The sequence below is a fragment of the Trichococcus sp. TS_SC_9 genome, assembly GCF_056156325.1.
Genome location: NZ_CM149591.1, coordinates 116,187 through 131,471 on the forward strand (window position 1 = coordinate 116,187; position 15,285 = coordinate 131,471).

Consider the following 15,285-nt stretch of genomic DNA (forward strand, 5'->3'; position numbering starts at 1 on the left):
CCTCATGAAACTTTTCTTGACTATGGATAGCTTCCCACAACAACTCTTATGCAGTTTCAATTCAATAGGAGCCGTCATGAAAACAATATTCCTATTGAAAGAATCTTTTGCATTTTTTTGGAAATAGGCGGCTTTCTCAGGACCAAAATCAGCTGCATACCGAGAAAATACGTCTTTTGATTTTGCGTGATTTGACTTACGGTGTAGCTGGTGCAAGACTGTCTGTCTGGACCCGGTATTGGAGATTAGATTCTTGATAATTCCCACTGTAGAAATTCGTAACTATACCATTATTGAAATAACTGTAATTATTTCACTTAAATTCCATTTAAAAGTTTATGCGTAATTCCGTATTTAATTTTGCAAATTTTTTGCAGATTTTATCGCTGTGATTAAATGCAGAATATTATCTGTACTCACTTTAACAATGCAGATACCATCCTAATTTGCTTGTTCCTTTATTCGATGGAGAAATTGATGCTAACAAGCAGACACTCGCTAAAGTATTAAGTAATTAATATTTTATTCTTAAGTAATAACATCATCAGCAATGTTTAAGAATGGTACACTTAAAAAAAATTTTTTTTTCATGATAAGAAAAAAGTATACTTCAAAAATTTTTGCAAAGACGCGCTGCGTTTGGCTTAATGTGTCAATGGTATCCGTCAGTTGGATCTCACCACCTGCTCCCGGAGCATAGGTCTCAAGAATCTCAAAAATTCCCGGTGTCAACAGGTACCGGTCGATGATTGCTAAATTGTTAGGCGCATCTTCCGTTTTTGGCTTTTCAACGAAACGGCTAACATTGTATAAGCCTGATTCCAATTCGGAGTCGATATGGATGATGCATATTTGGATATTTCTTCCTGAGGTACTGCCATCATCGCGATATTGGAGACGTGTGTGCGTTTATAAGCATTTATCAATTGCTTTCGTCAACGGCACTTCATCCTGCATCAGATCGTCTCCTAGCATGACAACGATTGGCTCATCGCCAATGAAAGCTTTAGCCTGAAGGACAGCATGACCCACTCCCAAAGGATATGCCTGGCGTACAAAATGAATACGAACGCCTGTAGACTCCTGCACTAGCGCTAATAGCTCATTTTTTCCCTTTTCACGCAAGTTCATCTCCAACTCGATATTAGAATCGAAATAATCTTCTATGGCACGCTTGCTCTTTCCTGTAACGATCAGAATTTCTTCAATGCCAGAAGCAATCGCTTCTTCGAAAATGAATTGGATTGTCGGTTTATCAACGATAGGGAGCATTTCTTTCGCCATGACTTTTGTGGCCGGCAAAAAACGTGTGCCCAAACCTGCAGCTGGAATAACAGCTTTTCTCACTTTCTGCATATGAGCGATTACTCCTTCAAAATAACATTAATTTTCTGACCAAATCAGAAATAACTATCACATAACACGCTTATTCACTGTATGAGAAAAATCCAAAATAAGTTTCGACTTCAAACATATTCTGGAGGCTAACTCACAAACTGTGATATAGTTTGTCCTACCGATTAATTTTCGTGGAAAAGGTCCCTAGTATAAACCTTCTCAGCCACATCAGACAATTCTTCCGCAAAACGATTAGATACTATCACATCAGAGATGACCTTGAATTCATCAAAGTCTTTGATAACTTTTGAGTTGTAGAAATCATCTTCGTCAAGTGCAGGTTCAAACACTACTACTTCTATCCCTTTAGCCTTGATTCTCTTCATAACCCCTTGGATTGCTGATTGACGGAAGTTATCAGAGTCCATTTTCATGGTTAATCTATAGATTCCGACTACCCTAGGATTTCGCTTGATGATCATATCTGAAATATGATCTTTCCTGGTTCTATTGGCGTCTACGATTGCAGACATAATATTTTGAGGAACGTCAGTATAGTTAGCCAATAATTGCTTAGTATCTTTTGGTAAGCAATATCCACCATAGCCAAATGATGGGTTGTTGTAGTGTGTTCCGATACGTGGATCCAAGCCTACACCTTCGATAATCTGTTTCGTATTCAATCCTCGTACTTCTCCATAGGAATCAAGTTCATTGAAGTATGCTACCCTTAATGCTAAATATGTGTTAGCAAATAATTTAATTGCTTCAGCTTCAGTAGAATCAGTATATAAGATATCAATACCTTCTTTTATTGCTCCTCCTGCTAGCAGCTCTGCAAATACCCTTGCTCGTTCTGATTGCTCCCCTACGACAATACGCGAAGGATATAAGTTGTCATACAATGCCTTTCCTTCTCTTAAGAATTCAGGAGAAAAGATGATATTATTGGTTTCGAATTTTTCTTTAATGCTCTCTGTGTAACCAACAGGCACTGTAGACTTAATAACCATAACAGCATCTGGATTGATTGATAAAACATTCGCAATTACGGCCTCGACCGTTCTGGTATTAAAATAGTTTTTCTCTGCATCATAATTTGTAGGAGTAGAGATAATAACGTATTCCGCATCTTTATAAGCTTTGTAGCTATCGGTGGTTGCCGTTAGTTTCAAATCTTTTGTTGCCAGATACTCTTCAATCTCAGTATCTGCAATAGGTGATTGACGATTGTTAATCAGATCAACCTTTTCTTGAATAATATCCAGTGCGATAACTTCATTGTTTTGTGCCAAAAGAACAGCATTTGATAACCCTACATAACCAGTTCCTGCAATTGTAATCTTCAAGTTGTACATCTCCCATTAACTAGATTCATTTATTATTTCACATTATAATAATCAACGTACCAATCCGTAAATTGTTGTAGGCCTTCTTCAATCGAAGTTTTCGGTTTGAATCCCACAGCTTTTTGCAGAAGATCAGTTGAGGCATATGTTGCCGGCACATCACCAGGTTTAATTGGTTCAAACACTTTATCAAAGAAAACTTCACGATTTAGTGATTTGCTTAGACATTTTTCTAATGTTCCAATAAATACCATAAGTTTCTCTGGATTATTATTACCGATATTGAACACTGCACTGGGAACATCCTCGACTGGTGGATGGTCTATCAGTCTTACAATTCCTTCAACGATGTCATCGATGTAAGTGAAATCGCGATACAAATCATTTTCAAAGTCACCATTATTGAAAATCTTGATAGGTTCTCCATTAAAGTATTTATCAGTAAAACCAAAATATGCCATGTCAGGTCTTCCCATCGGACCATATACTGTAAAGAACCTAAGGCCAGTAGAAGGGATTTTATAAAGATGACTGTACGTATGAGCCATTAACTCATTTGATTTCTTGGTTGCTGCATACAAAGATACCGGATGATCTACAAAGTCGGATTCCTCAAATGGAACTTTTTTATTGGATCCGTATACCGAACTTGAAGAAGCATATATCAAATGGTCTACCGGATGGAATCTGCATGCCTCCAGAATATTGAAAAATCCTATTATATTACTTTGAATATAAACAGCTGGATTCTCAATGGAGTATCTAACACCAGCTTGAGCTGCTAAATTAATAACGATATCTGGGTGATAAACTTTAAAGACATCATTTAGTTTTATACTATCTGAAATATCTATTTTCAAAAATTTGAATTTATCGAATTTCGCCAGTTTTTCTAAACGATCTTTTTTTAAATTAATATCATAATAGTTGTTAAGATCATCAATACCAAAAACATTATTTCCATTTTTTAATAATTCTTCGGATACAAACGAACCTATGAATCCAGCGGCTCCTGTAACTAATATATTCTTTTTTTCGTTTTTTCTCATAAATTTTCTCCACCTCTATTTCACTATTTAAGTTAACTAACTTCAAAGTGGTATTATTTAGTACGTATTCTCAAGGAAAGAATTTGTGCACTTAATTCGATATCTATTTCAACACACAAAACATATAAATATTATCTCGAATCACACATTTTCGTTACGTTGTACATTATAATTTTTATGTATTCTGATTTTTATCAAGATCGTATAAAAATTAGTAGTATTCTTTCTAACTATAAACTATGATTTTTCGAAATATATTATATTGTTCACTCAATTTCAACCGCTTTCTGAACACGCTGAGGAACGAATCTTTTAAAAATAAATCTTAACTCATTTTTCAATCCAGGAAACAGCATAAGAACTCCAAAATAAAATAAAACACAAAGAATAATTGAAATAAAACTCCATATAAATCCCTGGCTAATTTGTTGTAGCGCGAAACCAAAAATTCCCATCAATACCGCTGAAATCCCCATTGGAAAGACATTAGTTAGATTCTTATGAATTGGTATTCCTAATGCATACTTTAATAAAAGGAAATGAACAAATACTAGCTGCAATTGAATTAATGACCGGGCGTAAACTAACGTCCAAAAACCATATTTTGCACTTATAACACAAGTGGGTACCAAGACAATCAAATGTAAACACTGGGCTAAAAATGAAAGCTTAGGCTTTCCTTGAGATCGATAAACCTCACTACTCACATTACCAAATACTATTTTTACAGACCTAGTTAAAGCCCATATTCCAATAACATTACTAGCCTCCATCCATTGGTTACCTAGCAGAATACTTGTTACTAAATCTCTGTAAAGATATACGCCTATACCTAAGGGAAAAACTATTACAGAAATAAATCTTTGAAATTTGAAATATACTTCATTAAATAATTTTTTATCATCCTGAATACTAGATAAAGTTGAAAAAAGCACCGGAACAATTGACGCCGTTACTAATGCGGTGAGAGAATTTACCATCGATGTTGAATTTTTATATAAACCTAAGTAATAAGAACTCAACATATTACCTATTATAAATGTGTCTATCCATAAAGACAGCCAAATCGAAATAGCTTCAATTAATGACCACGAACTGAAAGAAAACATTTCTCTCAGTAATTTTATGCTAAATTTAAACTGAGGTTTCCAAGGAGATTTTGCTGTCATTATGATTGCATTCGAAATTTGAATAGCTAGATTTCCAATAATTAATGCCCAATAATTGAATCCCAAAATTGCCAGAGGAACAGTTAGAACAATAGGAATAAAAATAGAGATTATTCGGACAATAAAGAGAGTTCTGAAATCGAAAACTTTCCTATATAATGCTACCTGTATACTCGAAAATGAAGTTAATGGTAATTGTATACATGCAATAGCAAGTACATTTCCTAGTCCTGGATTTCCTACAAGAATTGCTATTTTCTCTCTAAAAATAAATACAATTATGTATATTATGATTGATAAGAAAAAATTAGTCCAAAATGCCACGTTGGCATTTTCATATTTTTCATTGTCATCTTTGAACTTATGCTGCACCAAATATTTTTGAAAACCTGAATCAGTAAACATATCTGCGAAGCTAATAATCATATTTACGGATGCAATAATACCAAACGCTTCTGGTGCAAGTAATCTGGCAAAAATCATATTAATCAAAGGGTTAATAATTTTTGCTGCTAACTCAGCTGCGGCGGACCATTTAGTTGCAGTAGTTATTTTATTATGAAGATTATTTTTATCACTCATGCTTTCTCCTTATTTTTTGCAATAACATTTGCATACTCAAGTTATGGTACCTTTTAACGCTATTTGATATGTCTGGAAATTAGACCCCAAACACCAACATCTGTATCCAATACTATTATGATAGTCAGAGTAAACAAACATTTCATACAAATAAAATTGCAAAAATACTTTTTTACCCTATTTCATAAATTTAAAAAGGAAATATGTTGATCAGTTTAGTTTTTATAATTTCAAAAAAACAAAATTGATTTAACCCTTAATAATTTAATAAAATACTCATTCTTACGACTAATATCAATAAAGTGAATTCCTGACATCCACTTTATTGACTTTTAATCATCTAAAATTTAAAATATCTTTAATTCATATTTTTCATCCACTGTAGTATTCTACTTGCTCTATTATCCAGGCTCAAATTTGTAGCTGCTTCCAATGAAGCTTGGGATAATTCCATTTGAAGGTGCTTATTTTCTTTTAAATTTAAAACAGATTGCCGTATTTCACTAATGTTTTCAGGGTTGATCCTTATCGAATTGTGCTCATTTAAGATATCGTCATTAAATGGTAGATTAGAAGAAATTATAGGTAAACCACATGCCATCGCTTCTATTATCGCATTACAGCATCCTTCATTTAATGTCGGTAATACAAAAACATCTGCAGCATTTAAAAAAATTGGCATTTCTTCGGGCCTCACAATTCCCTTAAATATACAATTATCAATATCAGGTTCGAGTTCACCTTTACCTGCAAACGCTACACCGACACCTTCGAGATTATTTAATGCTTCTGCTACTCTCATAACCCCCTTTCTTTCAGTAAACTGGCCGACAAATGCTACTACAAACTGCTCTTTTTCTATTCCCAACTTTTCTCTGCAGTAATCTTTATCATACTTTTTGAATACTGATAGATCTACTCCATTTGGGAATACTTGAATATTTTCATTTTCTGTAATTCCTAAATCTATTAATCTCTTTTTATTTTCAGTAGAAACACTTATAAAACCACTTATTCCACTTAATTCTTCTTTTATTTTAACTACACCATATCCTTCAATAGACCACATGTTACTTTCACCGAAAGCTACATAGGATTTTATACCCATTTTCTTTCCTATCCTCGATGCACAAATTCCTGCTGGCGATAGAAAATGACTGTAAACAAGATCTACTTTTGGGGATAGTGTTTTCAATATACGGTGTACACTTCTTGAATAATTAGCCATTGATATATTTTGAACGTTTAAAGACATTTTTTTTGTAAATCCAAACCCTAAATATCTAGGGAAATATAAATTTACTTTATTGTTATTATTTGTATATTCTACAGATTGTAATGGCAAATTACTCAATTTACGATTTCTATAATCTACCGGAGATACAACGGTACAAGAATGCCCTTTGTCCGCAAAAGTCCAAATTAATTTTTGTAAAAATACATGTTTTGTAGGTGTTAATGATGTAGGATAGCTACTAGCAATAACTAATATATTCATATTTTACTCCATCTTTTTTTATTAATTATTTTTCAAATATTCTTGGGAAATGACTCAATTAACTGAATTTTTTTACTTTCAACATCATTAAAATTCACTTCATAATTTTTTACAATATCACTCGGCGTTACATGAATAATATCGTTACGATTTATTTGATTACAAGTTAATCCATATGATGAATAATAATCATCAAATTTAAATCCATCCCCCATTAATTTATCTGTAACTTTAACATAAACATTGGGTATGCCGAAACTATCTGCCACAATTAAACCATGTAGACTACTAGAGATGACAGTCTCACATTGTGATATTTTCTTTATAACTTCGATTGGATCATCTTTTAAATCAATGAGTACTGAATCTGAATTAGAGTTAATCAATTTTTCAAAAACATCATCATCTTGTTCTTTGAAATGTGGTATTACACCTAATGTATATTTTTTTTCACTTGCTTCAATTAGTTTAGATGCTAGCAATCCTCCATCTGCAAGTGGCACATTGACCTCTTTATTAAGTATTCTTTCAACTCGATTTTTGGTTTTTTGTCCTCGCAGGGCGTGGATATTGATGTCTTTTCTAAAGAAGCCTTGAGTTAATTCTTCGTTTGAATGTATAAATCCAGTTCCCCATACATGTAGCTCTCCCATTAATAAATGAGATATAATTTGCGGTACCACTTTTAAAGATTTTTTTTCCCATTGAAAGGAACCCAAACCACTCCCAATAGCTACCATTTGAGTAGAATACTTGTTAGCCGAAACTACATTATATCCAAATAACTCTTCAATTATTAACGGATTTAGTAAATCCCCCATGTTAGGTATTTCAGGATAAATCACTTGTAATTTTTTCATATTTTTCATTACTCCTTTGTTGTGTTGGTTTTGAAAGTAGAACTAAAACGAAAATCAAAAAAACATTTTGAATAGTAAAAGTTGATGTTAGCCAGGTAAATGATGATCCTCTAGGTAGAAGGAGAATATACTTAATAATTGACATGTATAAAGCGATGTTAATAACTCCTCTTAAATGCATATTTTCTAATTCTATAATTAGTAACACCAAGATAATATTACCAATTACAATACCTATGTATCCAAAATCATGGAATAGCTCAGCATTGTAATTACTGCCCATTCCTCTTCCTTGTATATATGTATTTGGAAACCTTAAATATGATAATACTTGATTTAACGAGTATCCTGAGTAAGCCATTTCGGTGGTATTTTGTTTAACTTGTTTTGTTCGAAAAATAGCACGTGATAAAATATTTTGTGATGCATAACTTCTCGCTGCGCCGATAGTATATACAGAATTATTAATACTTCGAATTTCTTTTTCATAGTCATACCCGTAGGCTAGTAATTTAACCGAGCCTCCCTGTGATATAAAAAACTCTTCAATACCTTCACTAATACTCATATCAACACTTATATTGTTTCTCTCATAGTGCAATACTTGCATCTGATATATAAATATAGGGGACAATATTGCGAATAAAAACACACTTTTTTTAGAAATGACAATATCCTTTATATTTTTTTTATTTCTCAAAGCAATATAGATGATGTAAAGTGCAATATTAGATATCGGCTCTCCTCGTTCTCCAGAAATCAAAATCACCATTGAAATTAAAAAGTATCCAATTGTGATCATTTTCAAATCTTTCTTTGCTGGCATAGTTGCGAAGTATATATATACAGATATGTAATAAATAGATGCTATATATTGAATCAGAGAAGGAATGTTAGAACTATAAGTAGTAAAGTATTCATATCTACTTGTATCTTTTACAAATATAGCCATTTCCAAAACCGTAATTAATTTTGCTATAAAAGAAATCATTGTAATATAAAACGATAATTTTCTAATTTTTATTTTTCGTTTTTCTTGCCAATTTTTGTCTTCTTTTATTAGCTTAGCTTTCACTGCTTGTGGTGTTGGTTTCAGAATAAAATAAGAAATAGATAACGTAGATAAAATTAAGTATAGACTAAAATACACATGGTTTATTGTGTGTAAACTAAAACCTGATAAAACCTCTATATTGTTTCCTAATAAATAAGATGCGACAATGGAACCTAAAATAAATAGAAAGAGAGTACAGTTAAAAAGCAAAAAAACGAGTCTATTTTGCAAATCTTTACTTGAATAAGTTATGTTAACAATCAAATAAAATAATGTACTTCCAATGTATAATACACTTTCATTTTGAATATTATTAGCAAACAACATAATAACAGTGTTAATAAGAATAAAAAATATACTCAAAATTGCTTTGTTACTATTTATTTTACTGAATGTTTTAATTTTATTTCCCTCCCATCTTCAACGTACTATGTTCATTAACATACCTGTTAATCACAAAACGATATAATTTAAGCCATAATCTAACAATTTTTAAAAAATTGGATAACAGGTTTGAAGACTATAGACATGTCTGACTTGGATTGAATATAGTTTCTTATTTCATTTGCTATTTTACTTCTGTTTTCTATTCCTGAATATATCTCATCATAAAACTCAATAACCTCTTTTATATTTATGGGCGTTTCATCTGGGGATACTTTTAAAAGATATTTAAAGTCACTCTTTAAAATATCTATTTCACATGAATTGATAATGGGTAAGCCCTTTGCACCATATTCTCTACTTTTCAACGAACTCAATACTGAAATATTTGTTCTATGGCGCGCTAAGGAATCCACCCCTACGTCACATAAATCGTAAATATTATCAAGTTCAGTTCCATTTAAATTCCCATGAAAAACCACATATTTATCTAAGTTATTCTCACTAACTAATCTTTTATATTTCTTACTTTCTTTCCCATCACCAACTACATGGAATAATACGTTTCTCTCAGTGGCATCCTTATAATAATCTCTTAGACCAAGAATAAAACGTTCATACCCATGCCATTCCCTCATAGAAGAAACTCCAATTATATGTATTTCTGAATCATCGCGTATTAGATCAGTATTGATAATTTTCGTTCGGGAGAAATCAAATCCATTTGGTATAGTGATTGTATCAATGCCGTGAATATTCATGCCTTTATCATAGAAAGTTACAATTTTATGGACATATTTTTTTAATCTACTTGCATATAACTTGTCTATATAATATTTCCCTTTATGCAATATTGAACTGGAATACTCATTTTTGTAGGGAAATGTCGGAATTTCTAAAACAATTTTCGAGCCCTGTTTATGTAATAATTGAATCAACGATAAAAAGCTCATATCACTCAAGTCATATCTAATGTAGCAATAATCATATTGTTCATTAGATATGTGTTCTTTTATGCATTTAATTTGTGCATATCTATCTAGCACTGTCTGTAATTTTTTATTTTTAACTTGCCTTGTTCGTGTACTAAGTACCACCGCAGGTTTGTTTACTTTTTCTAGTATAATATCTGCGTTATTTCTTTGTATTAATGTTGTGTCAAATCCTTCTTTTTCAAACATATTGCATTGACTCATAACCTTTTTTTCTATGCCATGGTGTTTTGCAGATTTATCTTTAAAAGCAATATATAGTAAGTTACTCATTTAATCTCCTCTTATATGAAGCACTTCTATGTTTTTTTATATAGAATTCTAATAAAAACTTTGCTGTTTCCTTTATATCATATCCTCTATTAATAATTATATCTTCTGTGTTTTCTCTTTTATGAGCTAATCCCATCTTTAGAAGCTCCTTTGCCCAAATATCAGCACTTTGGTTTAATGACATATATTTAATAAAGCCAGTAACATCTATTTCACTTGTCACAACATCGGTAAATAAACACGGTAGCCCCGCCCCCTGAGCTTCAATTCCTACTACAGGTAATCCTTCAAAATGAGACGGTAGAACAAAGCAATCCATAGCTTGCATAAGATTTGCAATGTCTTCACGTGAGCCTAGGAATTTTACTTTATCCTGTATTCCCAAACTGTTAACTTTATTCTTTATTTCCGGTAATAGACTACCCTCACCGACTAACAATAAGACCGAATTTTCTTTTATTTTTAGTACTTCTTTAAATATATCAATTAAAAAGTCATGATTCTTCTCATAGTAAAATCTACCTACATGTCCTATTACAAATTGGTCGTCTAGTGCAAGTTCTTCTCTCATTTCATTTCTTTTCCCCTCATCAAATGCAAATAGTTGAGAGTCAATTGCATTATTAATAATTTTTACTTTTCCGGCATCAAAGTCGCTCTGTTTAAAAATCCATTTACCAGCATTTTCTGAACAGGCAAAATAGTCAGTTGAATTCTTTCTTAAAGATAATTGCAACACATTTGTAAGATATCCTGAAAGACCTTTTCTTGCTCTTGATAAGTGACTGTGGGCAATACAACATGTTACATTTCCGTATTTTTTGGCAATAGGCATATATATAGATGCGGTATTAGTCATATGTCCATGTATTACTCGGTATTCTGGATGTTCTTGAAAAAACTTGATCAATGACTTTCTGTAATGGAAAAATCTATGATAGTAAGTTTTTTCAGTAGTTTTGATTATTGGCATTTCATAGATGCGCCCTCCAAGTTCACGAATTTCACGGTTATAGTCAGCATCAATTTTTCCATAATGTGCTAGAAAATCGAACTGGACTTTATCCCTGTCAATATTTCTATAAACATTCATAATCATGGTTTCTATTCCGCCACGATCCATTCTCCCTACTACATTTAGAATCCTTATAGGTTCCATGGCTATTCCCCCTCTTCAATTAATCTTATTGAATTCGAAAAATCAACTATATTGTAATCATTCCGATAATATCTAAATGAATCTCTATCATAAATTAAACTGCCGAATACTTTATTAAATAAATTATTTCTTTTATGATAAATCATTAGGTTAAATAATTTAGTCTTCCATAAATACTTACCTCGTATCTTAGCTATTTGCGTCACTATTTCACTCGTATTTACATATTCATTGTTTTGGGGACAAAAAACTCCTCTATCACAATTTGCAATCAGTAATCTTATGAATTCACACAAATTATCTATAAATATCATACTACGTTGATTATCAACTATAGGAAATATAGGTGTGTAATTAACAAATTTTGCTAATCTAGCATAATTGCCTTTACATCCTTTCCCATAAACCATGGGTGGGCGAATAATTGCTACTCTAAAAGAGTCATTCTCCAAGCTCGAAATGCATTTTTCACCCTCAATTTTTGATTTTCCGTAATGATTTTTTGGATTAGGAACTGTATTATTATCAATCATTCCTACATCCAAACCATAAACACTCATTGAACTCAAATAAATAAACTGTTTAACTTTATTAGCCTTAGATTTTTCTGCAATCTCATAAGACAAGTCTCTATTAACGCTATAATAAAGGTTCTCATTTTTTTTAGTTTCTTTTGTATGTACAATTCCAGCTACATGCAAAACCACGTCATAACCTGAGAACTCTATTTTTTCCCATTCCCCATCTCTTGTGCTAACGGTATCTACATAGTAACTATCTGGCCATTGCGTCATCCATTTTTCAAAAGAGGTGCCAATGTAGCTATTGGCACCTGTAATCAATATTCTCTTCATTTCTATTGATTACCTCCTTCACTTAGCGAACCTGTGCCGCCTTCAATAACGCCATCGCTTTTCAAGACACTTGTTATGGTTCCGACAAAGCATTTCACATCGAAAACGAAATTCATTTTTTGGATATACTCGCCATCCAACTCAGACTTGACCTTAATCGGTAGTTCATCTCGGCCGTTGATTTGAGCCCAACCGGTCAAACCAGGGCGTATATCATTAGCCTTGTATTTGTCTCTTTCGGTAATCAAGTCGAATTGATTCCACAATGCAGGCCGTGGTCCGATGATGGCCATTTCGCCTTTGATGATATTGAAAATTTGAGGTAATTCATCAAGGCTTGTTTTTCTCAGGAATTTGCCGACCTTCGTGATGTACTGATCAGGATTTCCTAATAAATGCGTGGGTGTGTCCTTGGGCGTATCGATACGCATCGTACGGAACTTCAATATATTGAAATGCGTTTTGTTGATGCCAACTCTTTTTTGTTTAAAGAAGATAGGACCTGGCGTATCCACTTTTATCGCAATTACTAGAATTAAGAATAATAAAGATAAGATAACTACGGCCAATAACGAAAGAACTACGTCAATCATTCTTTTTACTTTCAAATACTTCATATGGCACCCCTAATATTATTTTACCTTCATATATTTACCTGATACATATAATTATATGAAGAAATTATCTTTCAGTATGTTTTATGATAACATTTCTACAAGTGATTTTGCACAGAAATCGAAGTTTTTCCACAGATTTACTTAAAATTTACTTTCAAAATCCGAACGATAAGAAAGCAAACGGATACAGTGTGAAGAAAGTGTGAACTCGAGAATCTCAAATTCTTGATTCAGCTAGTAGGCAACGAGTAATTTATCCTAGTTCCACGGCAATAATTCATTTATAATCATCCTTTGATTCATTGGAGTAAACAAAAAAACACTATTATTATGTCTCCGCTACAATAAACAAATCACACCGCCAACTTCATTCAGATTCCATAAACAGAGAACTAACAAGCACAAGTGATAGAGTTTCTATTTTAAAGAGTTTAACCTCCCCTGTATTTCGGTACACAATGACGACAACTTCATTGAACCACAGGATCAAAATGGCAGATTTACAAAGTCTTTTGGGGCATGTTAATCCAATAACAACGATTCGATAAGTCAAAATATCTGAAAAAAGTAAACAGAGCGCACATAAAAAGGGCGTTCGTTGAACTTTTAGGCTCGACATTTCACGAAAGTTAATAATTGCAGGTTTTTCATTTCTTTTTTTCTGGCATAGGTTCCACCCCCATTATAGAACTTTCCTCGTAGTTTCTTTATTTTATATTCCTATAATCATAACTTCAGGTAGCGCATATCTGGCACTTTCTGTTCATTTCCGCAAGGGGATTTAATCGAATTCAATATTCTTCAGGGGCTAAAAAAAACAAACCCCCAAAGAGAAAATCTCTTTGGGGGTTTGTTAATGCGGCTTCTTTATTTCAACAGATAAAGATCTCACCCTAACTATTTTGTCAGCGCGGCTTATTTATTCGGAATCTTCATTTATCGACAATCTGTTTTTTCCACTCGTCATACCAAGCCTTTATATTGTCCGAAGGCTGGGTGTCGTACTCTTCTTTTAGCATGGCGACGAGTTTTTTGTAGCAGCGGATGACGCTGTCGCGGTCGCCGAGTCTGTCGTAGAGTTGCATTAGCCTGAAGGAAGTGTCCTCCATGTAGGGGTAGCGCTCTTGGATGGTGCGGTAGACCGTGAGGGCACCAGTGGTTTCTCCACTCTCCTTCAGGTAGGCGCCTAGCTTAGTCACGTGGTGCAACCAGAGGGCGCGCAATCTTTCGCGCTCGGCTTCCGCCCAGAGGTAAGCATGCTCGGAGAGGTAATCCCCGCTGTAGGCTTCGAGTACGGCCAGGTGTTGCGGGAGAGTTTCTTTTGCAATCAATTCACAGTCCAGCAGCCGCTGTTCCCAGATATCCGCATCTACGGGCATCCCCTGCAAATCCAAAAGATAGCTGTTATTGTGGCTGTTGATTGTCAGCGGCAATGCCAGCTTTTCCATCAGTTTGCGGAGCTGGTAGATGGTTGAGTACAGTTGCGCAACGCTTCTGGCGGGATCGCTGCCGGTCCAGATGACATCCAGGATGTGGTCCTTCCGTATCGGTTTTTGGCGATGATGCAAGAGGAAGGCGAACAGTTCCTTAGCTTTCGCAGTCCGCCACTTGACTTCCAGCTGATTGCCCTCATCGCCAGCGAGTTGGAAGCGGAGCGAGGAGAGCATGCAGATCTGTTCAAGCCTGGGTTGCTTGGTTTTTTCTTCCGATTCTGGATTGTTACGAGTCAGCCGCTGGAGCGTTTTTTCCAGTCGCTCCTTTTGAATCGGCTTCAGCAAGTAGTCGATGGCGTTCAGCTCGAAAGCCTGGATTGCGTATTCCCGGTAAGCGGTCACGAACACGATTTTGGTCCGGGGAGCGAACGCTTGGATTTTTTCAGCCAGACTGATGCCGTTGATTTCTGGCATCTCAATGTCCAGGAACACGACCTCTGGTTTCTCTTCGGCCACGCTGGCTAGCGCCTGGTGTGGATCGGTGTAGCTCCCGATCAGCGTCACTTCCGGTCGTTCCGCGAGAAGCCTTTCGAAATAATCCAGGCTGAGTGGTTCATCATCTACTATCATCGCGCGCATCTATCCTTCATCCCTTCATTGCTGTCTCGTTTGCG

Annotated in this window: 11 protein-coding genes and 1 pseudogene; all 12 read right to left on the bottom strand. The window is 34.2% G+C overall.

Features of this window, described 5'->3' with window-relative positions; genetic code table 11:
* Positions 1–528: 528 nt before the first annotated feature.
* The 12 genes and pseudogenes from AC0J5I_RS00475 to AC0J5I_RS00530 all read right to left on the bottom strand — a co-directional run bounded on the left by AC0J5I_RS00475 (position 529) and on the right by AC0J5I_RS00530 (position 15,250).
* A pseudogene (locus AC0J5I_RS00475) lies at positions 529–1,356 on the bottom strand (UTP--glucose-1-phosphate uridylyltransferase).
* 164 nt (positions 1,357–1,520) lie between these two features.
* The gene (locus AC0J5I_RS00480; protein WP_475301969.1) at positions 1,521–2,687 is read right to left on the bottom strand and encodes a nucleotide sugar dehydrogenase; all 1,167 of its coding nucleotides are present in this window, start codon (positions 2,685–2,687) and stop codon (positions 1,521–1,523) included.
* 32 nt (positions 2,688–2,719) lie between these two features.
* A complete protein-coding gene (locus AC0J5I_RS00485) occupies positions 2,720–3,736 on the bottom strand; it encodes an NAD-dependent epimerase/dehydratase family protein (RefSeq protein ID WP_475301973.1) in 1,017 nt (338 codons plus the stop codon).
* Positions 3,737–4,002: 266 nt separating this feature from the next.
* Positions 4,003–5,487: a lipopolysaccharide biosynthesis protein gene (locus AC0J5I_RS00490; RefSeq protein ID WP_475301977.1), complete on the bottom strand. Its 1,485-nt coding sequence runs from the start codon at positions 5,485–5,487 to the stop codon at positions 4,003–4,005.
* A gap of 358 nt (positions 5,488–5,845) precedes the next feature.
* Positions 5,846–6,985 carry a glycosyltransferase family 4 protein gene (locus tag AC0J5I_RS00495; RefSeq protein WP_475301979.1) on the bottom strand — a complete coding sequence of 380 codons (1,140 nt, stop codon included), beginning with the start codon at positions 6,983–6,985 and terminating at the stop codon, positions 5,846–5,848.
* A 32-nt stretch (positions 6,986–7,017) separates the two neighbouring features.
* Positions 7,018–7,845: a polysaccharide pyruvyl transferase family protein gene (locus tag AC0J5I_RS00500; protein WP_475301981.1), complete on the bottom strand. Its 828-nt coding sequence runs from the start codon at positions 7,843–7,845 to the stop codon at positions 7,018–7,020.
* Positions 7,817–9,262 carry an O-antigen polysaccharide polymerase Wzy family protein gene (locus AC0J5I_RS00505; protein ID WP_475301984.1) on the bottom strand — a complete coding sequence of 482 codons (1,446 nt, stop codon included), beginning with the start codon at positions 9,260–9,262 and terminating at the stop codon, positions 7,817–7,819. Before AC0J5I_RS00505 ends, AC0J5I_RS00500 begins: the two co-directional genes overlap by 29 nt.
* Before the next feature lie 119 nt (positions 9,263–9,381).
* Positions 9,382–10,548, bottom strand: a complete 1,167-nt coding sequence (locus AC0J5I_RS00510; protein ID WP_475301989.1) for a glycosyltransferase — start codon at positions 10,546–10,548, stop codon at positions 9,382–9,384.
* Positions 10,541–11,707: a glycosyltransferase family 1 protein gene (locus AC0J5I_RS00515; RefSeq protein ID WP_475301993.1), complete on the bottom strand. Its 1,167-nt coding sequence runs from the start codon at positions 11,705–11,707 to the stop codon at positions 10,541–10,543. The genes AC0J5I_RS00510 and AC0J5I_RS00515 overlap by 8 nt, the downstream gene beginning before the upstream one ends.
* Before the next feature lie 2 nt (positions 11,708–11,709).
* Complete coding sequence (locus AC0J5I_RS00520; protein WP_475301996.1) at positions 11,710–12,561, bottom strand: NAD-dependent epimerase/dehydratase family protein; 852 nt, start codon at positions 12,559–12,561, stop codon at positions 11,710–11,712.
* Positions 12,562–12,563: 2 nt separating this feature from the next.
* A complete protein-coding gene (locus tag AC0J5I_RS00525) occupies positions 12,564–13,178 on the bottom strand; it encodes a sugar transferase (RefSeq protein WP_475301998.1) in 615 nt (204 codons plus the stop codon).
* Between the two features lie 932 nt (positions 13,179–14,110).
* Positions 14,111–15,250 carry a response regulator gene (locus tag AC0J5I_RS00530; RefSeq protein ID WP_475302001.1) on the bottom strand — a complete coding sequence of 380 codons (1,140 nt, stop codon included), beginning with the start codon at positions 15,248–15,250 and terminating at the stop codon, positions 14,111–14,113.
* Positions 15,251–15,285: the final 35 nt, after the last annotated feature.

Bases quoted from the DNA above. Each gene is read 5' to 3' on its own strand.
- AC0J5I_RS00495 (WP_475301979.1), bottom strand. From the start codon at position 6,985: ATGAATATATTAGTTATTGCTAGTAGCTATCCTACATCATTAACACCT.
- AC0J5I_RS00530 (WP_475302001.1), bottom strand. From the start codon at position 15,250: ATGCGCGCGATGATAGTAGATGATGAACCACTCAGCCTGGATTATTTC.
- AC0J5I_RS00510 (WP_475301989.1), bottom strand. From the start codon at position 10,548: ATGAGTAACTTACTATATATTGCTTTTAAAGATAAATCTGCAAAACAC.
- AC0J5I_RS00500 (WP_475301981.1), bottom strand. From the start codon at position 7,845: ATGAAAAAATTACAAGTGATTTATCCTGAAATACCTAACATGGGGGAT.
- AC0J5I_RS00520 (WP_475301996.1), bottom strand. From the start codon at position 12,561: ATGAAGAGAATATTGATTACAGGTGCCAATAGCTACATTGGCACCTCT.
- AC0J5I_RS00485 (WP_475301973.1), bottom strand. From the start codon at position 3,736: ATGAGAAAAAACGAAAAAAAGAATATATTAGTTACAGGAGCCGCTGGA.
- AC0J5I_RS00525 (WP_475301998.1), bottom strand. From the start codon at position 13,178: ATGAAGTATTTGAAAGTAAAAAGAATGATTGACGTAGTTCTTTCGTTA.
- AC0J5I_RS00515 (WP_475301993.1), bottom strand. From the start codon at position 11,707: ATGGAACCTATAAGGATTCTAAATGTAGTAGGGAGAATGGATCGTGGC.
- AC0J5I_RS00490 (WP_475301977.1), bottom strand. From the start codon at position 5,487: ATGAGTGATAAAAATAATCTTCATAATAAAATAACTACTGCAACTAAA.